Annotated in this window: 19 protein-coding genes; 15 read left to right on the top strand and 4 right to left on the bottom strand. The window is 37.5% G+C overall.

The annotated features are described in order from the left end of the window. Nucleotides 1-163: 163 nt before the first annotated feature. The 3 genes from VFM92_RS15130 (at nt 164) to ruvC (ending at nt 5,575) form a co-directional block, all read left to right on the top strand. A complete protein-coding gene (locus tag VFM92_RS15130) occupies nt 164-1,522 on the top strand; it encodes an amidohydrolase family protein (protein WP_325123067.1) in 1,359 nt (452 codons plus the stop codon). A gap of 410 nt (nt 1,523-1,932) precedes the next feature. After that, entirely contained in the window at nt 1,933-4,743 is a 2,811-nt protein-coding gene (polA, locus tag VFM92_RS15125; protein ID WP_325123066.1) for a DNA polymerase I, read from the top strand. A 283-nt stretch (nt 4,744-5,026) separates the two neighbouring features. Then, a complete protein-coding gene (gene ruvC / locus VFM92_RS15120; RefSeq protein WP_325123065.1) occupies nt 5,027-5,575 on the top strand; it encodes a crossover junction endodeoxyribonuclease RuvC in 549 nt (182 codons plus the stop codon). 301 nt (nt 5,576-5,876) lie between these two features. Here the strand turns inward: ruvC and VFM92_RS15115 are convergent, their stop codons facing one another. The 4 genes from VFM92_RS15115 to VFM92_RS15100 all read right to left on the bottom strand — a co-directional run bounded on the left by VFM92_RS15115 (nt 5,877) and on the right by VFM92_RS15100 (nt 11,140). After that, a complete protein-coding gene (locus VFM92_RS15115) occupies nt 5,877-6,983 on the bottom strand; it encodes an AI-2E family transporter (protein WP_325123064.1) in 1,107 nt (368 codons plus the stop codon). 208 nt (nt 6,984-7,191) lie between these two features. After that, complete coding sequence (locus tag VFM92_RS15110) at nt 7,192-8,226, bottom strand: glycoside hydrolase family 113 (protein WP_325123063.1); 1,035 nt, start codon at nt 8,224-8,226, stop codon at nt 7,192-7,194. Continuing rightward, the gene (locus VFM92_RS15105; protein ID WP_325123062.1) at nt 8,219-9,916 is read right to left on the bottom strand and encodes a DUF748 domain-containing protein; all 1,698 of its coding nucleotides are present in this window, start codon (nt 9,914-9,916) and stop codon (nt 8,219-8,221) included. The genes VFM92_RS15110 and VFM92_RS15105 overlap by 8 nt, the downstream gene beginning before the upstream one ends. Nucleotides 9,917-10,099: 183 nt before the next feature. Beyond that, the gene (locus VFM92_RS15100; RefSeq protein ID WP_325123061.1) at nt 10,100-11,140 is read right to left on the bottom strand and encodes an AI-2E family transporter; all 1,041 of its coding nucleotides are present in this window, start codon (nt 11,138-11,140) and stop codon (nt 10,100-10,102) included. A 220-nt stretch (nt 11,141-11,360) separates the two neighbouring features. On the opposite strand from VFM92_RS15100, the gene VFM92_RS15095 reads away from it, so the two are divergent. The 12 genes from VFM92_RS15095 to VFM92_RS15040 all read left to right on the top strand — a co-directional run bounded on the left by VFM92_RS15095 (nt 11,361) and on the right by VFM92_RS15040 (nt 24,430). Further along, entirely contained in the window at nt 11,361-12,266 is a 906-nt protein-coding gene (locus VFM92_RS15095) for an aldo/keto reductase (RefSeq protein WP_325123060.1), read from the top strand. Nucleotides 12,267-12,313: 47 nt separating this feature from the next. Further along, complete coding sequence (gene mnmE / locus VFM92_RS15090; protein WP_325123059.1) at nt 12,314-13,687, top strand: tRNA uridine-5-carboxymethylaminomethyl(34) synthesis GTPase MnmE; 1,374 nt, start codon at nt 12,314-12,316, stop codon at nt 13,685-13,687. Nucleotides 13,688-13,919: 232 nt separating this feature from the next. Next, on the top strand, nt 13,920-14,273 hold the full coding sequence (locus VFM92_RS15085; protein WP_325123058.1) for a helix-turn-helix domain-containing protein: 354 nt from the start codon (nt 13,920-13,922) through the stop codon (nt 14,271-14,273). Further along, nucleotides 14,270-15,364, top strand: coding sequence for a site-specific integrase (locus VFM92_RS15080; protein WP_184497461.1), 1,095 nt, complete (start codon nt 14,270-14,272; stop codon nt 15,362-15,364). The genes VFM92_RS15085 and VFM92_RS15080 overlap by 4 nt, the downstream gene beginning before the upstream one ends. Beyond that, entirely contained in the window at nt 15,361-16,377 is a 1,017-nt protein-coding gene (locus VFM92_RS15075) for a DUF6617 family protein (protein ID WP_325123057.1), read from the top strand. The genes VFM92_RS15080 and VFM92_RS15075 overlap by 4 nt, the downstream gene beginning before the upstream one ends. Before the next feature lie 231 nt (nt 16,378-16,608). Beyond that, on the top strand, nt 16,609-16,908 hold the full coding sequence (locus VFM92_RS15070) for a helix-turn-helix domain-containing protein (protein ID WP_325123056.1): 300 nt from the start codon (nt 16,609-16,611) through the stop codon (nt 16,906-16,908). Then, on the top strand, nt 16,905-17,201 hold the full coding sequence (locus VFM92_RS15065; RefSeq protein ID WP_053224400.1) for a helix-turn-helix domain-containing protein: 297 nt from the start codon (nt 16,905-16,907) through the stop codon (nt 17,199-17,201). Before VFM92_RS15070 ends, VFM92_RS15065 begins: the two co-directional genes overlap by 4 nt. Next, entirely contained in the window at nt 17,188-18,162 is a 975-nt protein-coding gene (locus VFM92_RS15060) for a BT4734/BF3469 family protein (protein WP_325123055.1), read from the top strand. The genes VFM92_RS15065 and VFM92_RS15060 overlap by 14 nt, the downstream gene beginning before the upstream one ends. 94 nt (nt 18,163-18,256) lie before the next feature. Beyond that, on the top strand, nt 18,257-20,149 hold the full coding sequence (locus VFM92_RS15055; RefSeq protein WP_325123054.1) for a DUF3987 domain-containing protein: 1,893 nt from the start codon (nt 18,257-18,259) through the stop codon (nt 20,147-20,149). A gap of 295 nt (nt 20,150-20,444) precedes the next feature. Beyond that, nucleotides 20,445-20,735 carry a helix-turn-helix domain-containing protein gene (locus VFM92_RS15050; RefSeq protein WP_275870129.1) on the top strand — a complete coding sequence of 97 codons (291 nt, stop codon included), beginning with the start codon at nt 20,445-20,447 and terminating at the stop codon, nt 20,733-20,735. Nucleotides 20,736-20,742: 7 nt separating this feature from the next. Beyond that, nucleotides 20,743-23,076, top strand: coding sequence for an N-6 DNA methylase (locus tag VFM92_RS15045; protein ID WP_325123053.1), 2,334 nt, complete (start codon nt 20,743-20,745; stop codon nt 23,074-23,076). Beyond that, a complete protein-coding gene (locus VFM92_RS15040) occupies nt 23,057-24,430 on the top strand; it encodes a restriction endonuclease subunit S (RefSeq protein WP_325123052.1) in 1,374 nt (457 codons plus the stop codon). Before VFM92_RS15045 ends, VFM92_RS15040 begins: the two co-directional genes overlap by 20 nt. Nucleotide 24,431: the final 1 nt, after the last annotated feature.

Here is a 24,431-nt window from a genome sequence, read left to right as displayed (position 1 = left end):
TCACAGAATTGATCTAAAAGGAGAGTCACTAAGAAAAGGAATTTTGAAGAATGAATAATTAATTTTTACTACTTTGCATCATCTTTTACAGTGGCACCATTTGACCGAAATCACTGGCATGGTCTGACCGAAATAGCCATCTATCAATAAAACATTGAAATAAATGAAAACATTCACCCATTATTACCTTTTACTATTTATTGTAGTTGTTTCATGCAATCAAAAAGATACGCAAAAAATAGATTTTCTTTTACTCAATGCCACAATCGTGGATGTCAAAAATGACATGACACTTGAAAATCAATACATTGCCATTAAGGGTGACAGCATATTTGAGACGGGTCCCATGGATGAGAAACCCGAATTTGACTCTAAAGAATCAATGGATTTACAAGGGAAATATGCTATGCCTGGTTTATGGGATAATCATGTGCATTTCAGAGGAGGAGAAGAGCTAATAGCTGAGAATAAGGATTTATTAAGCTTATTTCCAAGATTTGGAATTACCACAGTACGAGATGCTGGGGGTGATATGGCTCCTGCAGTTCTGGAATGGCAAGAAAAAATAGTGAACAAGGAATTAGTAGGACCCTATATTTTTACATCAGGACCTAAACTAGATGGACCGAACCCAGCCTGGGCAGGATCTATCAAAATTGAAAATATGCAGGATATCAATAATGCTTTAGATTCACTTGCATCCCTCGATGTTGATTATGTAAAAATTTATGATGGCAGTCTAAATGAAGAAAACTTCTATGCTATCATTGAAGCAACAGAAAAAAGAGGAATGAAAGTAACGGGTCATATGCCCATGTCTGCTGATTTCAAGAAAGCAGTTTCATTGGGTATGGACGGAAGCGAACATATGTATTATATCATGAAAGGCAGCTCTCCTAAAGCTGATAGTCTTACTAAACTAGGTTTAGGATATGGTATGATGGAAACCATTACGGATACCTATGATGAAGAAATGGCAAAAGAATTATTTACTGAACTAGCTCAAAAAGAAGTGTATATCACTCCAACTTTATACATTGGAAAAGTACTTTCTCAATTGGCAGATGAAGATCATAGTTCAGATTCTTTATTGAATCAAATAGGAGTAGGTATACAAAAAACTTATGAAGGAAGAGTGAAATCTGCAATTAGAGCTAAATCATCAGGGAGTCAAATGCGAGAAAAAGTCTCCACTTTAGCCAAGAGCATGATTCGACCTATGTTTGATGCTGGAGTTCCTATTTTAGCAGGCTCAGATGGTGGTCCGTATAATTCCTTTGTTTATCCTGGTGAATCTTTGTGGGGTGAATTATTCAGCTTAACAGAAGCAGGATTAAGTCCTGCCGAAGCGCTAAAAACTTCCATGATTTATGGTCCAGCTTTTTTTGGAATGGAATCTCAATTTGGAAGCCTTGAAAAAGGGAAAGTAGCAGATATCATTATTTTGAATGAAAATCCACTTGAGGATATTCAGCATTTAAGAAGTTTAGAACAGGTAATTCTAAAAGGCAAATTGAATTGATTTAAATGGTACATTCATAAATCTAGTGCTGTAGCTATCACTGGGATTGGCCTTATTCATTTTAGATATTTTTTAATTATAATTGGATAAGAAACAAAAATCGTTTGACCGAAGGAAGTTTTTTTGTTTCCCAATTATAATTTCATAATAGCGTTAAGAAATGATTACAGCCCTGCCTGCGGCAGGCCGGCTTGAATTTCCCCATCGGGATGCCTATGGCATGGTTTCTTTTGTTTTAAGACAAAGGAAAAAGTAGTTCATCTAACCTGTTAATAATTTATAAGTTCTATTTTTATAGACATCAAAGATCTCCTTCTCCATTAAATTTATGGAATTCTTTACTTCAAATTCCTTTTCGACTCACAATTTTCTAACTTTAAAATCTGTTTAACTTCCGAATCAAATTTCAAATGAGCAATACACCTGAATCAGATAAAAAATTATTTCTTCTAGATGCCATGGCGCTAATTTATCGAGCGCATTTTGCATTCAGTAAAACGCCAAGAATCAATTCTAAAGGAATGAACACAGGTGCAGCTTTGGGGTTCACTAATAGCCTTCTGGAAATACTGAAAAAGGAAAAGCCAAGCCATATTGGCGTTGCTTTTGATACTTCTGCTCCAACTTTTCGCCATACAGAATTCCCGGCCTATAAAGCCCAAAGAGAAGAGCAACCAGAGGATATCCGTGTTGCCATTCCTTATGTAAAGAAAATCGTAGAAGCTTTCAATATTCCTGTCCTTATTATGGATGGATTCGAAGCAGATGATATAATCGGGACTATTGCAAAGCAAGCTGGTGAGGATGGATTTAAGGTGTATATGATGACGCCTGATAAGGATTACGCTCAGATGGTGACGGAAAATGTATTCTTGTACAAACCTGCCTTTATGGGTAATGGAGTAGATATTTTAGGCATTGAAGAAGTTAAAAAGAAATTTGATATCGATAGAGTTGAGCAAGTAATTGATATTTTGGGCTTACAAGGAGATGCTGTGGATAATATTCCCGGAATTCCAGGAGTAGGAGCTAAAACGGCTATCAAATTCTTAAAGGAATATGGTTCTGTAGAAGGTTTGTTGGAACACTCTGGTGAGTTAAAAGGAAAAATGAAAGAAAAAGTAGAAGCCAATAAAGAGCAGGCTTTACTTTCCAAGAAACTAGCTACTATTAAAATTGACGTTCCTTTGGATTATGATCCTGATAAACTGAGGTTAGACGAGCCTAATGAAGAAGCTTTAAAGGAATTATTTGAAGAGCTTGAGTTCAGGACATTAATGAAAAGAGTATTAGGGGAAGAACCCGCTGCTCCCTCAAAATCTTCGGCTAAGGTTGATCCTGCTCAAATGTCGATGTTTACGGATACTCCCGAAGAAGCAGCTGAAAAGGAAGAGGAGCCACAAGAAAGAAGAACTATTGCCAATACGGTCCACCATTATCATTTGATTGATACTCCAGAATTAAGAGAAGATTTAATAACTTATCTGTCCATTCAGGATGAATTTTGTTTTGATACTGAAACCACAGATTTGGAACCAAAAGATGCGGAATTAGTAGGGCTTGCATTTTCCTATGTGGCTGGTGAGGCCTATTATGTCCCTTTTCCTGCTGATCAAAAGGAAGCGCAAAAAATAGCAGATGAATTTAAAGAAGTCTTAGAAAATGAAGACATCATCAAAATCGGTCAAAACTTGAAATATGATATTCAAGTAATGCGAAATTATGGGGTTAGAGTAAAAGGAAAAATGTTTGACACTATGTTAGCACACTATCTTCTAGACCCTGAAACTCGCCATAATATGGATGTAATGGCAGAGAATTACTTGAATTACAGTCCTGTTTCCATTACAGAATTGATAGGCAAAAAAGGTGTAAAGCAAGGGAATATGCGTGATGTTCCGGTGGAAGATGTAGTGGAATACGCAGGAGAAGATGCAGATATTACTTTGCAATTGAAGCATATTTTAGAGAAGGAAATCAAAGAAAACAACCTTGAAAACCTATTACATGAAGTGGAAGAACCGCTTTCCTATGTTTTAGCCGAGATGGAATATGAAGGTGTGAAAATTGACAAAGACGCGCTTTCGAAAATGTCCAAAGAATTGGAAACTGCAGCTTTGGAAGCTCAAGAAAAAATCTTTGAACTGGCAGGACAAGAATTCAATATTGCCTCACCAAAACAATTGGGCGAAATCCTGTTTGACAAAATGAAATTGGTGGATAAGCCCAAGAAAACCAAAACCGGGCAATATGCCACTGGAGAGGAAATTTTATCCAAACTAGCCAATGAACACGAAATTGCGGATAAGATTTTGGAGTTTCGTGAATATCAGAAATTGAAATCTACTTATGTGGATGCCCTTCCGAAATTGATAAGCAAAAAAGACGGAAGAGTGCATACTGATTATCGTCAGGCTGTTGCCGCCACTGGCCGATTGAGCTCTAATAATCCTAACTTACAAAATATTCCTATTCGGACAGAAAAAGGAAGATTAATTAGAAAAGCCTTTGTGCCAAGAGATGAAAATTACCAACTCATGGCTGCGGATTATTCTCAAATTGAACTTCGAATTATGGCAGCTTTTTCTCAAGATGAAGCCATGATGGAAGCTTTCAAAAATGGTCGAGATATTCATGCTACCACAGCCGCAAAAGTATTTGGAGTTGATTTGGAAGATGTAGACCCGGGCATGAGAAGAAAAGCCAAAGAAGTGAATTTCGGAATCATTTATGGAATTTCTGCTTTTGGTTTAGCTCAAAATCTTAATATTTCAAGAACGGAAGCTTCCGATATTATCAAAGCTTACTTTAAAGAATTTCCTAAAGTCCACGACTATATGGAAAAAATAAAAGAAGATGCTCGAGCTAATGAATATGTCACCACTATTTTAGGCCGAAAAAGATGGTTGAGAGATATTAATTCCCGTAATCAAACCATTCGGGGTTATGCGGAGCGAAACGCTATCAATGCTCCTATTCAGGGGAGTGCTGCTGATATGATTAAAGTTGCCATGATCAACATTCAAAAATGGATGGATAAGGAAAATTTGAAATCGAAAATGATTATGCAGGTGCATGATGAATTGATTTTTGATGCCCATAAAGATGAACTTGATAAGCTTAAAGATAAAGTAGTGGATTTGATGAAGAATGCCATGAAATTGGATGTTCCCATGGAAATTGGGGTTGGCATTGCGGATAATTGGAGTGAGGCGCATTAAAAAGTTAGAAGTAGGGAGTTAGAAGCTTGAAGTGGTAAAGTGCATCAGTATAGAATTATGAAATAGAAATTAAGTAGAAATAGAAAAGAAACAAGGTTGAAATATTTGGAAGTAAAATTGAAAGAGATTGTTAGAAAACCTCTAATCAAAAAGTTTAACGCTATTTAGGGATATAAAATAAACCAATTACTTAATACTTATAACTTATTACTTAAAATTCAATCAGAATAATTAAATTATAAAAAGTCTTGATTCTTGGTTCTAGATTCTAGACTCTCTAAAAATGGCTAAAGACAAAATCATATTAGGGCTTGACCCAGGAACAACCGTGATGGGTTATGGCGTTATCGAAATAAAAGGTAACAAAATGGTGATGTTGCAATATGGGGTGATTCATTTATCTAAATATGCCAATCATGAAATAAAGCTTCGCAAAATCTTTGAGCGCGTAACCAACCTTATTGAAGATTATAGCCCAGATGAAGTGGCCTTAGAAGCCCCCTTTTACGGGAAAAACGTACAATCCATGCTAAAATTAGGCCGTGCTCAGGGAGTAGCCATGGCAGCTGCCCTAAGATTAGATTTACCGATTACAGAATATGCTCCTAAAAAGGTAAAAATGTCTGTAACAGGTAACGGAAATGCCTCTAAAGAACAAGTAGCTGAAATGCTGAAAACCTTATTGGGCATCAAGGAAATTCCTAAACTATTGGATGCTACAGATGCATTAGGCGTTGCGGTATGTCATCATTTTCAAGGCGGTAAAACCACTAGCGGGCCCAAAAGCTGGAAGGCTTTTATCAATGATAATCCGAGTAGGGTTAAGAAATAATATGTTTACAGGTTTACATGTTGTCGGGTTGACAAGTTTCTATTAACCATTACACTAGGAGCGCTATTTCCATATTTTCTGTGCTTTTCAGTGTGCTTAAACACTTCGCAAAAGCTCTCACAGAATACACGGAATACAAAAAGCTATATTTGTAATTTGTTTTTCTATTTTACTTTTATCGAAAAACCATATTGAGCATGTTAGAGACTAAAATTTAATACCTATTTCTTTTTTCTGTGGCTTTCTGCGTCTTCAATTAACAAAATCTAAATACTTGCTGCTAACTATTAGATACTCCCAATTAATTACTCGTAAATTTTTCCTTCAGCTTCTTAAACCAGCTTTTCTTATTGCTAGTATCGTCCTGGAAATTTTTATTTCCAATAAGGAGCGCTACTGGTTGTAATGATTCGTATTCTTCACATACAACCTTTAGCATTGCAGCAAAAGGCAGGAATAGCACCATTCCAGCAACTCCCCAAATAGCAGCCCCAATAATCAAACTTAAAATAGCGGCAAAAGCATTAACGTTTACACTATTCCCCACTATTTTTGGGTTTAGGAAATTGCTTTCTAATATTTGAATAACCCAAAATAAAATAGCCACAGCAAGTGGAACCCATAATTGGTCATGAGACATAAATGCATATAAAACAGGGATTGAGGCTCCCAAAGTCGTTCCTATGAAAGGTATAATAGATAAGGAGGCAGCCAAAAAACCAAATAAAAATGGACTATCAATTCCAATAATCCAGAGGCCCACACTATTAACGGTTCCTAAAATCACTATTAAAATTAACATTCCTGAAAGATATTTTTGACCTACCTGCTGAACACCTTTCAGCATTTCAAAGAACTGTCCTCTTTTCTCAGATGGAGAGAATTTCAAGAAAGCTCTTACCAATCCTTCATGATAAATCAGAAATAAAAACAAGTAAATAAACATGGTAACCAAGCCAGTGAAGAAATTCGCGGTACTACTAAAGGTTCCACCCAAAAGACTTCCTGCTGAATTTTTCATCCACGATTTTAAGTCTTTTAATAATTGGTCTTTATTCAAATCCTCTACTAAGCTGACATTTTGGTTAATGTAAAAGATAACATCAGCATACAATTTGGATAATTTTTCACCAAAATTGCTTATTTCATCAGACAGAGCGATGATTTCTGCGGAAAAAAAAGTGATTCCTCCGCCTATAATTATTACCAAAACTAGTATCGAGAGAAAACCAGAAAAAATATTCCCCACTCCCCACTTTCTCAGTTTCTTGTGAATAGGAAATAGAATAAATGCTAGGAGCAACGCAATTCCTATTGGAATTAAGATGTGTTTGGCTACTACCATAAAGGCAATCAGTAATCCGACAAATGCCAACGTAAAAAATGAGTTTCGAAATGATAGTTTCATGTGTTTATGTTTTGTTTTTAAGTTAACACATGGAATTCGCTATAAATATTTTTTAGGCGGTTGGTATAAATTCACCCTTGAATATTTATGCTCATTTCATGTGTCTGTGGTTTTAATGGTCACAAAGAATTCGCGATAAACTTATATATACTCCCGCAGGTAAAAAATAGTATTTCTAAGTTTGAGCTCATTTCATGGTTCGTTTGAGTTAAAAAATATGTTTAAATTCAGCTTCAATAGCCTTTAACGCTAATTTATTTTGTGGTGTATAAGCTTTTACGGTTCTTTTGTTTAATCCGTTTCTATTCAAATGCCATTTCCAAATAAAACCACCTTGCCACCATTTAGTTGAATTAAGTGATTCGTATAGCGCTTCAAAGGCAATTTTTTGATTTTCAAAATTAACATTTAAAGTATCTTTAGATAATTTCCAATGCCCCATAGTATTGTAATCTATGCTTTCATATCCGTATTCAGTGAATAAAATTTGTTTATTAAATTTATCTGAAATGTTTTTCATTTCTTTCATCGGAAGCTCCCAGGTATTAATTAATTCATCTTTTGTGGGAGATTTTTCATCACTTAATGGGAAGTATGCATCAATTCCTATATAATCCAATTCATTCCAAAATTTGATTTGATTGTATTCATCCCAATTGGCAGCATATGTTATTTTTCCTTTATAATGCTGTCTAGTATTTGATATTAAATGATTCCAGAAATCATTTCTGGTTTCTGTTGATTTGCGAATTTCTGTACCGATACAAAATATTTCTACATCTAAAGAATCAGCTATTTTTGAGTAGGTATTGATATATTGAGCATATTGCTGTTCAAAAACATGCCAAAGGCTATCTGATTTAAATTCTAAATCTCCAGCCCAGCCCTGACCACCGACCCATAGGTGTGGCTTCAACATTACTTTCATTCCTAGTGATTTCGCCATTAAGATAGTTTCTTTTATTCCTTCAGGCTTTTCTCCCCACCATTGACGAGGCCTATCATAAAAGATTTCAGCAGTTTGAGCATTACAAAAAGCGTAAGGCACAACGGAGACCCATTCTGCCCCAGTATTTTTTACACTTTGCAATGAATCAATTGGAAAAGCTTGAGGAGGAGCTACTAAATTAAAGCCATTGATTCGGTTTGAATTCTCTTGTTCTTCATCAAAAAAGATAATATTACCAAATGCTGCAATAGTAACTAAAACTATAAGACCCACTAAAATTTTCCATTTATTCACCTTCGTCCTCCTTTCCGAATCCCATTTTTTGCCACAGATTTTTATCCTTTTTCTCTTCGTTCTCCACTTTTTCTAATTTCTCAATTCGTGATGCTTTTCCCATTCCAACGGTAGATTGAAATCCTGAAACCAAACTATTAGACCAATAGCTAAACATAGATTTTCGAGTGTCTCGTGTAAACTGAATTTTGCCAACTCTATACCTTCCGTTTTTTTTAGGATTTTGTTGTGATAATGCAATATTGGCTAACCAACTTAACGCGTTGTCTCCTTTTTCATCTTCATTTAAAACTTGATGAAATTGAATTTTGAAATCAGAATATTTAAATTCCATTTCACCACTAACCGCTATATTGCCACCAGAATAATTAAAAAATAATTCATCTACTTGTCCTGAAGTTATCTCTACAGGATATGATTTAGACAGATACTGATTAATAGCCGCGAGAGGCATAGGTTCTAAGCTACCCGCAACTGTGAAATATCCATAGTTGGAATTTAAATTATAACGAATATCAGCTTTTAATTTACCTTCATCATATAAGTTACCACTTGCATTTATTACCAAATTTTCACCATATTTTGCTATACTATCCTTTCGGTTAGTGATGTTGGAGATGTCACCCTGAATATTAGTAATAACCACTGTTCCCGTCTCTTTACTTCCATCGGGGATTTCAAAGTAATTCAGATCCATGTTTTGAATAATACATTGTCTGACATCAATTGACATATCACTTTCCTTAAGAAGTTCCACTAAAATCGGTACATATCGGTCATCTGGAAGAGGATAATTTTTATCCTTCCTCACTGTTAAATCGATTTCATGGGTGAAAATTGTATGGATGCTCACCATACTATCACCCTGCCATTGTATGTCATTGAGCTGAATACTATCTAATAAAACATCAATATGATTTGCTTGCTCTCCCTTTAGTTCTGCAAATTTTTCAGGGGAATGAATGGATGAAAAATGAGCTTCATTTATAGTTATATTCTGTTGAAATAAGTTAAATGCTAGTTTGCCAATTTCGACCTTGTGAAGGTCATCTTTTAGAAAATATTTCAGATCATGAAACTCTAAAAAGATATCTTTCGCTACATCTTGGAAAGTTTCTGGAATAGTGCCTTTTTTGAATATTAAATCGTGAGCAATTAAATTGTATTCAGCATTAATTCTTCCTGTTTTGGTGTCTCGTTCATCATAAAAAAGAATTTCTCCACTATCTACAACAAATTCTTTTATTTCAAGCTCCAGTTTTCCCTCGAATGAAGGTCGTGAAGCTTTTGTTCTTTTAATTTTTTTAAAATCAAATGGAAGCAAAAGTCTTGCTTTTTGAAGTTCTAAGGTGTTGAATTTGTAGAGTTGATTATTGAAGGTCTCCCAATAGTTATCCCAGGTGATACTTAAATTCGGTAATTCTAAACTGGCAAGGGTATCTTTTTGGTCAGCAATTAAATTTATTTTAACCTGTTCTAATATGATTTTTTTTTGTAAAAACCGGAATGAGATATCTTCAGTTTCAAGATGCACAGAATCCACAAAATAGTGATTAAACTCGCTATGCAATGTTTCCACTACATAGGATTTAATTTTCAATTCCTTAAGCAATTGCCACGCTATAAAAAGTGCGATAATGCTGCTAAAGAAAATGAAACCAGTTCTTTTTAAGGTCTTCTTTTTCAGCATGTAATTAAAATGGGGTAATAGTTTGGTTGAAAATACGAAAAAAAACTGATGATTTAGGTATCAATCATAGAATCATTATTTTACATGAAGCTACTCATTATTTATTTCCAGCATACTGTTAATCGCATTGCATTATATCGCTAAAGCAGTTGGAAACTTCTGAACTAAATTTTCAAAATAGTATCAAGACATGAGCTTGGCAAATTTCTTTCCTTCTGGAAATTCATTCAAAATCGTTTTAAAAAGTACTGTCAATGGAATTGATAAAATTAAGCCAGGTATTCCCCAAATAAATCCCCAAAACATCAGCATTACTAAAACTACAATGATATTTATCGAAAAAGATCTTCCCATGAAAATAGGTTCTAAAACCGCTCCAAACACCACCTGAGCTCCAGTAAATAAAATGGCCGCTAATAATAATGTTCCAGGACTTTCAATTTCAATAAATGCAAACAGCATCACAAAGACGGTAGAAATAACTGAACCCACCATCTGAACAAAGTTGATGACAAAAGCAAATAGCCCCCAGAAAAGCGGGAAACTAATGCCTAATGACCATGCAATAATTCCAAAGGCTACTCCTGTTAAGAAACTCACGAAAATTTTAACTTTAAGGAACTCAGAAACACTTCGCTCTACTTTCATAAAAGTTTTTACAGATTGAGTGCCACCAGAAAATAAGGTGCTTTGTAATATGTCTTTAAAGTTAAGTGAACCCGCCAATAGCAACATTAAAAAGAAAAGGGTCATTAAAATATTAACCACAGTACTCTTTATAAATGATATGGTAATACTGAAATTGCCTAAAAGAAATCCTTCTATTTTATCACTTTTTAATAAGCCTTTAATGGTACTTTCTCCATTATTTGTGTTTAGTCCTAAAGTTTCAGCAAAAGGAGTAATCACTTTTTCTACTTTGTTGTCCAGTTTTCTGAAAATTTCTGATTTACCTTCTTGGATTTGTTTTCCAGACATCTGCACTATTTTTACAGTTGAAAATCCTGTAAGAGTTAAAATAAGTATGACAGAGCCTAATGCTATAAATTGTGGAACTTTTCTTTTTTTCATCCAACGCATCATTGGAGTGAATAAAAGTGCAATAAAAATGGCAAACATTAAGGGTATAAAAATAAAAGATAGTAACTGCAGACTGTAGAAAATCACTGGAATTACTAATACTAATAATAATTTGTTGGTGGTTGAACGCTCGTTTAATTTCATTTGTATAGTATTGATTTTATATCTTTTTTTGCCTCAAAGATAACTTCCTATTTAGGATCTGCTATGAATTTTTTTATTATGAATTTTATAAAGATGCCTTTGAATATTGAAGCTTACCTCATGAATTGATTAATCTTTGTGCAAGCTAACGAAGAAGTTTAATTTTGGATATGTGAAGTTGAAATATTTACGTAAATTTTAGTCTGAATATAATAATCCCATGAGACAAACAAGCTTATCTAAAAAATCTGTAAAATTTTCTTCTTACCTAATTGGCACTATGAGACTCGGCAGCTGGGGAGAAAATTTTAATACTAGCCAATGGATAGATTTTATTGAGAAATCTTTAGAACTAGGACTAAGAGATTTTGATCATGCGGATATTTATGGCGATTACACTACAGAAGCGGATTTTGGGAAAGCGCTGAAGGATAGGCCAAATTTAAGAACTGAAATGCAAATTACGACCAAATGCGGTATTAAAATGCCTTCAGAAAGTAGGCCTAAATACGCACTTAAATCATATGATAGTGGGGAAGAACACATTATAGAATCTGTAGAGAATTCCCTTCGAAACCTTCAAACTGATTATATAGATATTCTTTTGCTTCACCGACCGGATTTTTTGATGAATCCAGCGGAAATTGCAACAACTTTTTCAAAGCTGCAGGAAGAGGGTAAGGTAAAGTATTTTGGTGTTTCCAATTTTACACCATCTCAGTTTGAAATGCTAAATACAATGATTCCTTTAGTTACACATCAAGTCGAAGTCTCTCTGAGCCATCTTTCTCCTTTTGAAAATGGGACATTAGACCAGTTACAAATGAAAAACATACAGCCTACTGCGTGGTCACCGCTAGGAGGAGGTCATTTTATGCATAAAGGCAATACAAAGTCAGAACGGAATTTGAACCATATTTTGAAAAGATTAAGTGAAAAATATGAGTTGAATGCTGCTCAGCTTATGTTGCTATTTTTGAAAAAACATCCGTCCGGAATTATTCCGGTTTTAGGTACTTCCAAAACTGATAGATTAGAAGAAGCTTTAGCAGTTAAAACAAAAACCATCGAAAAAGAGGACTGGTATGCATTATATTCAGCAGCTAAAGGGGAGGAATTGGCTTAAAACAGAAATCCATTTTATTATCCCCGAGAAATGATGAAATTTGCATCATGCTAGATCATTTGAAGGAAACCATTATTGCATTATCTACAGCACCAGGAGTGGGGGCTATTGCCGTTATCCGTCTCTCAGGAGATGACGCAATAAATATTGTTAATAACGTATTCAGTGGCAAAAATCTACTGCAGCAAAAAAGCCATACTGCACATTTTGGTGCCATACGGAATGACGAAGGAGAAATTATAGATGAAGTATTGGCTACTTTATTTATAGCTCCGCATTCTTTTACGAAGGAAAATATAGTCGAAATTTCCTGTCATGGTTCGCCTTATATTGTTCAACGACTTATTAAATTATTTTTAACCAAAGGAGTTCGTTTAGCAAAAGCTGGGGAATTTACTCAAAGAGCTTTTTTGAATGGTCAATTTGATTTAGCGCAAGCAGAAGCAGTTGCAGATTTGATAAATGCTGATACAGAAGCTTCACATAAGGCAGCTTTGAATCAAATGCGTGGAGGATTCTCAGAACAAATTAAAAACCTGAGAGCGGAACTGATTCACTTTGCCAGTATGATTGAATTGGAACTGGATTTTGGCGAAGAAGATGTGGAATTTGCCGATAGAGATGATTTGAAAAAATTGGTCAATCAGTTGCTAAGCGTAATAACCGCCTTAGTCAGTAGTTTTGATTTGGGAAATGTCATTAAAAATGGAGTCCCTACCGTAATTGCTGGGAAACCTAACACAGGAAAATCCACTTTACTCAATGCCCTTTTAAACGAAGAAAAAGCCATTGTGTCCGATATAGCGGGTACTACTAGAGATTTTATAGAAGATGAAATTAATCTAGAAGGCGTAGTTTTCAGATTTATCGATACGGCTGGTTTACGAGAAACAGAGGATAAAGTAGAAGCTATTGGAGTTTCGCGCACCAAAGAGAAAATGAAACAAGCTTCATTGATTATTTATATGTTCGATTTGAAAAATGACACCTTGACTGAAGTCAATCGAGATATCAATATGTTGGAGAATTTGGGTCTTCCATTTATTAAAGTTGGGAATAAGATGGATGAAGCCCAGCCAGCATTGTATGATGATATGAAAAAAGACCCGAATACCTTATTTATTTCTGCCATCAATAAAGACGGTCTAGAGGCTTTGAAAAGTAAATTGGTGGAAACCGTAAATCTTGATAATTTTAAAACTGGAGATACTGTGGTGACCAACATCCGTCATTACGATAACCTGGTTCAAACTCAGAACAGCCTAAGCTCAGTACTAAGAGGATTAGACAGCAATATCACTGGTGATTTTTTAGCTTTAGATATCCGACATGCACTTCGTTTCTTAGGTGAAATTACAGGTGAAATTACCACGGATGATTTGTTGGCTAATATTTTTAGCAAGTTTTGCATTGGAAAGTAATTACATTTCCCTTGATACGCTAAACCATTCTTTTTCTTGCTTTTAGGCTGTTTTTACTTCCTTTACTTGTTGCTAATTTTCCTATTTTTTCCTATCTTTCGTTTCTAATTTGTTGCTGACCAATCAATATTTGTTGTTAGCAACATATTTTTAAGATAGTGGCGAGATGATGTTACATAGAGATACATCCTGATACACTCTGATACAGAAACAAGCCGAAAAAGGAAACACCATGAGCAGCAACATTCGAGTTCCCAAAATCTGTCAGCATTGCGGTACTGAGTTTATCGCCAAAACTACTGTAACTAAATTCTGTGGTGATAACTGTGCCAAGCGTGACTACAAGAAACGCAAGAGAGACCAGAAGGTACAGGAGGTTGCCCCTATCGTGGTACAGAGAATTGAATACAATCAGGAACAGTTAAAGCACAAAGATTTTTTGAGTGTTGATGAAACCTGCAAGCTCTTAGGTGCAAGCCGCATGACAATCTATCGGCAGATAAAAGCCGGAAACATCCGAGCGGCAAAGATTGGCAGTCGCACAATCATCAAGAGAACCGAAATCGATAAACTGTTTCAGATATGAAGGTAACACTAAGACAACGCAACCAGGGCGGACAGACCAGCTTATACCTCGACTATTATCACAAGGGAAAGCGGAAAACCGAGTACCTAAAATTGTACCTCGACCCCAATGCAAAGACCAAGGAGGAAAAAGAGGTCAACAAAAAGACCATGCAATTAGCCGAAACCATCCGGGCGCAAAGACAAATCGAAATCCAAAACGGTGTTTATGGCTTTCGTGATCAGGAGAAGCAAAAAGGCAGCTTCCTTTCCTACATTGAATTGCTTGCGCAGCAAAGAGACGACAGCCCCGGCAATCATGGCAATTGGACCAGCATGATTAAGCACCTGAAAGCCTTTTGCACCTATGATTTATCTTTCACCGAAGTTGACAGGCAATTTGTCCAGGACTTCAAACAATACCTTGATAAGAAGGCCATAGCCCATGGAAATCAGAAGCTATCCCAAAATTCCAAGTACTCCTATTTCAACAAGCTTAGGGCAGCACTAAAACAGGCCGTGAAAGATGGCATCATTCCAACCAATCCTTCTGAAGGTGTAGAAGCTTTCAAGCAAGGAGAACCTGAAAGAGAGTTTTTGACACTGGATGAGCTGCAAGCAGCAGTAAAGGCAGAATGTGAAATTCCCATCCTGAAAACGGCATTCATTTTTTCATGCCTTACAGGGCTTCGCTGGTCAGATATAAATAAGCTCCTTTGGTCTGAGGTGCAGCACTCAAATGAAATGGGCTACTACATCCGATTCAGACAGAAGAAAACCAAAGGAGCGGAAACCCTACCCATTTCAGAACAAGCCTTCGGCTTGCTCGGAGAACGTGAGGAAAGAGAAGAAAGAGTTTTCAAAGGTTTGAAGTATTCGGCATGGCACAACCTGAAATTGCAACAATGGATGATGAAAGCCGGAATCTCCAAAACAATCACTTTCCATTGCGCCCGTCATACCTACGCAACATTGCAGCTTACAATGGGAACCGACATTTACACGGTTTCAAAGCTCTTAGGCCATAGGGAGCTAAAAACAACTCAAGTCTATGCGAAAATCATAGACGACAAGAAAAAAGAGGCAGCCAGTAAAATCAAACTTGACCTATGAGCAATCAAACAAAAATACTTGACGATATTCTCTACCAGGGGCTTCGCCCTTGGTCAGAGAAAAACAGCGTGGACGAAAAGTTTGCTCCAAAGTTCCGTTCCCTGAAAGAAGTCTCCACCGATTACCCATTCCGGTATGAAATCAAATTTGAAAGACCATTTGACAACAAAACCAAATACTACTCAAAGCTGATTCTGAACACCCTCAAGACAGACGTTGAAAGGCTCTACAACCTCATCAGTGAAGACGATACAGAAAACCTCATCCGCTATTGGCTGGACGACACCCTCAACAAGCGTTTAAAGACCCGCTTAAAAGACATTGGAAAGCTGATTAAAGAGAAGGACTTTGATTTGACATACATAGATCCCAAGAAAGCTTCCATTGAGTTTGACCAGGCACACAAAGCCAACACCTATATCATCCAATTGCTAAAGCTTGCATACATGCAGCTTTATCTTGAAATCCAAGATGCTTTCAGCACTTGGATTGATGACAATTTGGTGATAGAGGATTTTTACACTCAGCTACTACATGAACCAATACCGCAGAAACCATTATTGACCGAGATTCAAATCATTGAGGTTGAAGCAACGGAGAAACAAGTTAAAAAGCCGGAACCCAAACCAAAGGACATTCCATTCAATTCATTTACCTACAAGCAACTCAATACCGCTCAAGAGAAGATTTCCGATTTGTGCAGCAGCTTAAAGTTCAACAACCTGATAAGCCAAGACACAACCATTCCAAATTTCAAACGAGTATTTTCTAATGCTGAAATCAAAAATCCTGTAGTCTGGACAGGCACAATCAGCGAACTATTCTATTTCATAAAACTCATTCACACCGACCTGCAATTGGTTGAGAACTTGAAACAGAAACAATGGGAAGTTACTTGCCAATGTTTCGTTGATGCTGACGGTAAGCCCTTTGAAAGAGCAAAATTTAGGTCGCAGAAGAAACCGAAACTAACAGCTCAAAAAATTGAAAAGTCCGTTTCCAACCTGAAATAAGGTACTCTGCACTTTACACCTTCTATCTTTTTTCTGTTTTTGTTTAGCCCTCTTTTACTCAAAAAGGGGGCTTATATTTTTCATACCCCACTCTGCACTCTGCACTCTGCACTGCACCTTGCTTTCTGCACTCATAACGCCCTGTTAGCCATTCTAATTTAGCCCTGTATTCGACAATCGAATATGACATTTGGCCAGATGTCCATTTCCTAATTCATAATTGATTAAGTCATGGACGAAATAATTGAACGTCTTGAAAATCTCCAACGCCTAATTGAGAGCCAGGGGATTTACACAAAGGAAGTTTTAAACTTCAATGAAGCTTGCCAGTATCTGGAGCTTTCCCAATCTCACTTGTACAAGCTGACAAGTGCAGGGAGCATTCCGCACTACAAGCCCAATGGAAAGAAGCTCTATTTCAAAAGAACCGAGTTGGAAACTTGGTTGCTACGCAACCGCAATTCCACTCAGGAAGAAATAGACCAAAGGGCAGCGGATTACCTAATTAAGAAAGGGAGGGTGAAGCTATGAACGAGATAATGGATATGATCTTGACGCTAACTCAAGACATAAAAACAGTCAAAGCCTACCTCCTCAACTTCCATAAATCACGCTTGGAGCAATTCAGCGAAGAATGGATTGATGGACAGGTAGTGATGCAAACGCTTCACATCAGCAAAAGAACCCTCCAATCCCTTCGGGATAGTGGGGTTCTTCCCTACAGCCGAATCAATGGCAAGTTCTACTACAAGGTTTCTGATATAGAAGCCTTGCTGGAATCCAATTACTCACCTTCAAAATCAAAGCACTATGGAGGTAAGTAGAAAAGCCATTCTCGACAAAACGCACTACGGCTTAAATATCTACGCCTATGTGCTGCGACACTACTATCCGGGTGAAATCGCCAAAAGCGATTCGAGCACACCTAATAAAAACAATTCAGATGGTGCTCAAACAGTCCTTTCCCTTTCGGGAAGGGACTGCAAACCTGCGAAGAATCCTTTCAATGCGAACAAGCCTACATTGTTGGTAAAGGTTGTTGAGGGTTGTGCTACGCACACCGATTCAGAAGAAGCCATTGCACAAGGCAATGTCTTTGATTTTGCAGCATTGCATTTCAGCCTCGAAGGGCAAGCCCTTCTCGATAAGCTGAATGAAGAACTGCATTTGCGTATCGGTAAGCAACAGGGTTTTTATGCTCAGGCAGAATCGCAACCTGCGGTTGCTATTCCTGAAATAGTCAAACCGGCTGCGCCAGTTTTCAGCTATTTCAATAAGCCTGTCACCAATGTAACACCAAGTCGGCAAGCCTCCTTGATTGAGGTGTACAACCTTATCAAAGGCAATGAATTTGCTTCGTGTACAAGTACACTCCGCAACATTCCCGACCCGAAAGAAGCCAGAAAGTACAAGGCTCAAAATTTCGATTATGTGACCTTCTCAGGCACTTTCTCAAAGAGAAATGATGCAAACCTTCAAAGACATTCAGGTTTGCTCACAATCGATTTTGACCACATTCAGGACATTCCTACACTCAAGGCTGCACTACTCAACGACCACTACTTTGAAACGGAACTACTGTTTGTATCTCCTTCAGGTGATGGCCTCAAATGGGTAATTCCAATCGACTTGACGCAGGCAAAACACCAGGACTATTTCAAGGCAGTGGCAAACTACGTTTCCCACACCTACCAACTCGAAATAGACCAATCCGGAAAGGACATTTCAAGAGCCTGTTTCCTTCCGCATGATTCAGAAATATTCATCAATCCTAAATACTTGTAGGACATGGAAAGAAACCCAAATCACACCTCTAAAGCGAAGCCATTAAACAAAAGTGATTTGGGTTCTCGAATACCATTAAAAAAATAAAAGTGACATGAGAAAAAATTTCAATCCGCAGGATTGGCTTAATCAGCCAGCCCCGCAACCGAAAGTTACAGAGCAACAAACTTTCAATACAGATTCTCAAACAGACGAAGTAGAGCGCATCATCCAAAGCATTGAAGCCAACGGAACAGATATTACCTCCACGTACAGCGATTGGGTAAATATCGGTTTTGCCTTTGCAGATGAGTTTGGTGAGAACGGCAGAAACCTATTTCATAGGGTGAGCCAGTTCTATCCCGATTACTCCACTACTGAGTGCGACAAGCAATTTGACAATTGCCTGAAATCAAAAGGTCATGGCGTTTCACTAAAGACCTTTTTCTACCTCGCCAAAGATGCAGGGATTGATATTGCACCTCCACGAAAGGACCCGGAAGAAATGCGCCACCATAATTCAAATAAAGAATTTGGCGCATTCGATAGCACCGTTGAAAAACAAACAGAGGATAGCTATCAAATGCCAACCTTTCCAGATTCCTTGTTTCCTGAACTTCCTGAATTTCTGCAAAAGGTTGTGGCGGTTGCCACCTCCAATGAGGAACGGGATATTCTTCTCCTTGGCTCTATTGGTGCTATCAGTGCATGTTTACCCAAAGTATCGGGCATCTATGATGGCAAACGTGTATTCCCTAATCTATTCCTATTCATTACCGCTCAGGCATCCGCAGGTAAAGGCCGCTTGGTGCATTGCCGCCAGTTGGTCAACCCCATTCACAAAGAATTGAGGGAACAAGCCAAACTCCACAAACAGCACTATGAATTGGAAATGGCAGAATACAACTCAAAGAAGGGAAAGGAAGACGGTATCGAGAAGCCAGCCAAACCACCTGAAAAGATGCTGTTCATTCCAGCCAACAACAGTTCAACGGGAGCTTATCAGCTTTTGGGCGATAGTGATGGCAGAGGGCTGATATTCGAGACCGAAGGTGATACCTTGGCCCATGCCTTCAAGAGCGATTACGGAAATTACAGTGATGGCTTTAGAAAAGCCTTTCACCATGAAACCATTTCCTACTATCGCAGAACCGACCGTGAGTTTGTGGACATAGAAAGCCCCTGTCTTTCTACTGTCCTTTCAGGAACGCCAAAACAAGTTTCGGCATTGATACCCAACGCTGAAAACGGCTTATTCAGCCGTTTCATCTTCTATTTCATGAATGTTCGCCCGGTATGGAAAAATGTCTTTGCAAGTCAAACAGATAACGGACTGGACGATTACTTTGAAGCCCTGGGCAATGAGTTCTATGAACTCTACAAAGTCATCATGCAGGATGAACCCCGCCAGTTTCACCTTACAGCAGACCAGCAGGAACAATTCAACCAGTTTTTCGGACAGATACAGGAAAAGTACATGAACCTTCAAGGGTTGGACTACATGGCTACTATCAGAAGGTTAGGTTTGATTGCCTACCGCATCTGCATGATATTTTCCGCTTTGCGGATCATGGAAATGCGCCACATTAAATATGATAAAAATATTGGCGCATTCGACAGCACCACTGGAGAAATATTATCCAATAGCTGTCAAACAGGCGACACTTCCCATAAGCTGATTTGTGAGGAAAGGGATTTTCAAGCTTCGCTTTCAATGGTCAAAGTACTGGTGAAGCATTCAAGCAAAGTGTTTAGAGAACTTCCACAGGAAGAACCCAAGCCATCTCGAATGAATAAGAAAGAGAAGTTCTTATATGCCTTGCCACATACCTTCAGCCGTCAGAAATACCTCGAAGTAGCAAAAGACATGAGCATTCCGGCAAAGACAGCCGAAGGTTACATTGCCAACTTTGTGAAATCAGGGCTTATTCACCGAGAGGCACACGACCAGTACATCAACACCTCACTTGAGGAAAACAAGGAAGTTGAGGATTCTAAGGATTTATAGGAAATACAGTTTAAACTTCCGCAGTTTCGACCACACCTTTTAAAAAACCAATTAACCAGTGGTCAATCTCAGGATTCTAAGGAAATCAAGGAAGAATTAGCCCGTTGGGCTTTTCTTCCGAAGATTCGACCAGACCATTGAAATCAAACACCTTTGGTCAAACTAAGGACGAATAATCCTTAGTTTCCTCTATTTCCTTAAAATCCTTAAACTTAAAAAAGTACGCTTTCTTCTCTTATTATCTTTTTCTTTTCCTATATTGTCCTAAATTTGACAAGTCACAAAATAAAAAGTCATGCACTTTGGTGAAAGGATAAAAGAGCTAAGAGAAAGCCAGGGGCTTTTACAGCGACAATTAGCGGCCAATCTTGAAATAGACACTCCAATGTTTAGCAAAATTGAGCGTGGGGAGAGAAATGCAAAGAGAGAACAGGTCATAGCTTTGGCCAAATTACTGAATGCCAATGAAGATGAATTGTTAACAATTTGGCTGTCCGATAAAATCATTGAGAACGTTGGGGATGAAACAGCTGCATTAGCAGCACTTAAACATGCCGAACAAGAATTAAAAAAGAAATCGAAATAATTGAGCAATGGCTATAGAAATCAAAAAAAACGGTAACAAGATTTTTGCCCCATTGATCGGCAAAGAATTAATCTGTACCCCGGAAGAAGAAGTCAGACAGGAATATATAATTCACCTAGTGAATAAATATGGCTATTCCCTAGATCAAATGGCTCAGGAAGTAAAAGTCAATAATTCCAAAAGAGGTCAAGGAAAAGCCAGAGCAGACATCGTCATTTGGAAAACGAAAGAAGATCGCAACTCGGATAACAGTCCGGTGATTGTAATTGAATGTAAGGCCGAACAAATTACAATACACGAAGAAGATTACTACCAAGGCTACAACTATGCTTCATGGGCAGGTGCTGATTTTTTTGTTACTACTAATCTAAAAGACACCAAATTCTTTAGAGTTGTAAAAGGCAAAATGCCTAAAAAGCTAGAAGAGGTAGTTGAAATTCCAAATGCCACTGAGCTTTTTGATAAAAAGAAAATTGAAGAGCTTTTAACCAAAACAAAGGCATTTACTAGGGACGAGTTTAGTAAGCTGCTTTTCAAATGTCACAACATCATCCGTAATAATGACAAGCTTTCACCAGAAGCCGCATTTGATGAAATCAGCAAAATTCTATTCATGAAAATTCGCTACGAAAGAGAACAAGCCAAAACAAAAGCGCTGTTTTCCAGAAAAGAATTTGAAGATTTGAAATCTGCCTATGAAAAAATTACGGGAAAGGATTCCCTTCCCTTCTACCAGCACTTTTTCGAAAAAACAAAAGAAGTATTCAAAACAGATGAAATCTTCGATCCCAACGACAGTATAAAAATTAGGGAAACAAGCTTCCTACAAATCGTGAAGGAATTGGAGAAATACAATCTCTCTGATACATCTGATGATATCAAAGGTATTGCCTTTGAAGAGTTTTTGGGAAGAACCTTTAGAGGTGAGTTAGGTCAATTCTTTACACCACGAACCATTGTGGACTATATGGTTGACGTGCTTGATCCAGAAGAAGGTGAAATTATTTGCGATCCTTGCTGTGGTAGTGGTGGATTCCTCATTAAAGCATTTGAATATGTTAGGGAAAAAATTGAGAGGGATGTCCAAAAGCAAAAAGAAAAAATAAAGGAGCTTTACTTTGGTCAAGATTACGAGAAGTTACCAGAAAAGAAACAAGAGGAAATTGCTAAGCGAGTAGATGACTTATTTGTCAAGCTAAATTTTGAATTAGACATCCACAATCCTAAAGGCCGCTTAAAAACGCTCTCATACGACTGTATTTTCGGTACAGACGCCAATCCAAGAATGGCTCGAACCGCCAAAATGAATATGATTATGCATGGTGATGGTCATGGTGGAGTGCATCATCATGATGGATTGCTCAATGTCAACGGCATATTTGATGGACGTTTTGATGTCATACTTACAAATCCTCCTTTTGGTTCCAGAGTCAACAAAACATTGAAAGTAACTCCCTCTGATGTTCCCAATGAGGATAAAATCAGATTTTATGAAGATCGTTACGGAAGCCATTACAGACAGACTGTTGTTAAGCAAATACAAGATTGGGCAACCTATGATAATGGCCACGGTAAAAGCCGAGGAAAAGCCTTATTAGACATTTTTGATGTGGGTGCATGGAGTGGTTTGACAGAAGTGCTATTTATGGAAAGATGCCTTAACCTTTTAAAACCAGGCGGTAGATTGGGTATTGTATTGCCCGAAGGAGTTTTAAATAACAGTGCCCTTCATAAAATTAGAGATTACATTGAAGGAAAGGCCAAGATTATCAACATCACTTCTATCCCTCAGGATGTATTCATTGCCTCAGGTGCTACAGTAAAACCAAGCTTACTATTCCTTAAAAAGTTCAGTGAAGAAGAGTTGGCTACCTATCAAAAAATCACAGAGGAAACCACCAAAGAGATTAAAGACAAATACCAGCCAAAACTGGATGAATTGAAAGCGACTTTCAAAAAAGAAGAGAAGAAATTGAAAGAAAGTAAATCAGCCAAAGACCTTCGGGAGTTGAAAAAGAAATATACAGAAGATGTAAGGCAAATTGAAGACCTCATTGCTGCGGAAATTAAACCGCTTGTGAAAGAACGTTTCGATTATCCTATTCCGGTTATTGAAGTAGAAAAGGCAGGCATATCCAGTACCGGTGCGCCCTGCGAAAATGAGTTGGAAGAAGTGGCTGTAGAGTTTAGAGCCTACAGGAAAAAAGCCAAGCTCTGGGCTGAACCTAGAAAAGAAACACAATATCCTGTTGATGATGATGGTAACATTTCAAGACTACAGTTGATTGATGGCAACATTGTAAGTGAACCTGAAATATTTTATGGAGCATATGCGCACTGAGAAAGCCTTTAAATATCTCAATGAAGTACGCTTCATGACCCTCTCCAATTGGAGCGTGGGTTCTATTCTGAGCGACAAAGTTTTTTATAAAGATGGGTTCAAACTGGAACCTATCGGTAATCTCATTTTGCGTAATCGGGACAAAGAAATACTCGAAGATGATAAAGCGTACAAGCAAGTAACCATCAAGTTGTACGGCAAAGGCGTGATACAGCGAGGTGATGAACTGATTTTTGGTAAAGACATTGGCACAAAGAATCAGTTCCGCATATCAGAAGGACAATTCATTATGAGCAAGATAGACGCCCGTAATGGAGCATTCGGTATTGTACCTGCTGAACTTGAAGGGGCAATCACCACGCAGGATTTCTTGAGTTACAACATCAATATTGAAAAGATTCTACCCGAATTTTTCAACCTGATCACAGGCACAAAACACTTTGCAGAACTATGCCAAAAAGCCAGTTCCGGTACTACAGGTCGTCAACGGGTGGATGAAAAAGCTTTTTTGGGATTTAGGATTCCTGTGCCTCAAATCGAAATTCAAAGAGAAATAGTAAAGCAACACAGGAATAATGTAGAAAAAGAAATACAGCTCCAATCTAAGCTGATTACTCTTAAAAATGAAATAGACTTATATCTCTATGAAAATCTTGGGATTACCAGTTACAATTCGCAAGAGCCAACAAAACGATTTAATGTAGTTAGGTTTTCGAGTTTATCAGAATGGGGTATTAATAGCCCTATGGCAAGAATGAGAAATTTTTACTCAAACCTAAAATTTAAAACCTTGCCTATTAGTGCTTTATGTAAAATTAGCAGTGGAGGAACCCCAAGTAGGTCAAATAAACAATATTATGGTGGTGAGATACCTTGGATTAAAACGGGAGAAGTCAGGGAAAATATAATCACTGAAACTGAGGAATATATTACCGAATTAGGGCTGAAAAGGTCAAGTGCAAAATTGTATCCAAAAGGTAGTTTAATAGTAGCCATGTATGGTGCTACGGCTGGAAGAAGTGCTAAACTCGGAATTGACGCTACCACAAACCAAGCCTGTGCGGTATTGCATGACATAAATTCGGAGTTGATTTTAACTGATTTCCTTTGGGTTTATTTAATTAGTCAAATTGAAAATTTCAAATTATTGGCTTCTGGAAGTGCTCAACCAAATTTAAATGCTTCGAAAGTTGCTAATTATTTAGTGCCTATTCCAAGCATTTCAGAACAGAGGAAAATTCTCAATGATATTGACGCCATCAAAAATAAAATCTCTAGGCTAGAAATAGAAATTGAGCAAGTAATTGAGCAAACTAAGAGCCAGTTTGAATCAGCAATATTCAATATCGATTAAC

It is taken from the genome of Marivirga sp., assembly GCF_035704835.1.
Classification (GTDB): Bacteria; Bacteroidota; Bacteroidia; order Cytophagales; family Cyclobacteriaceae; genus Marivirga.
This window is presented reverse-complemented; position numbering and strand designations above follow the sequence as displayed.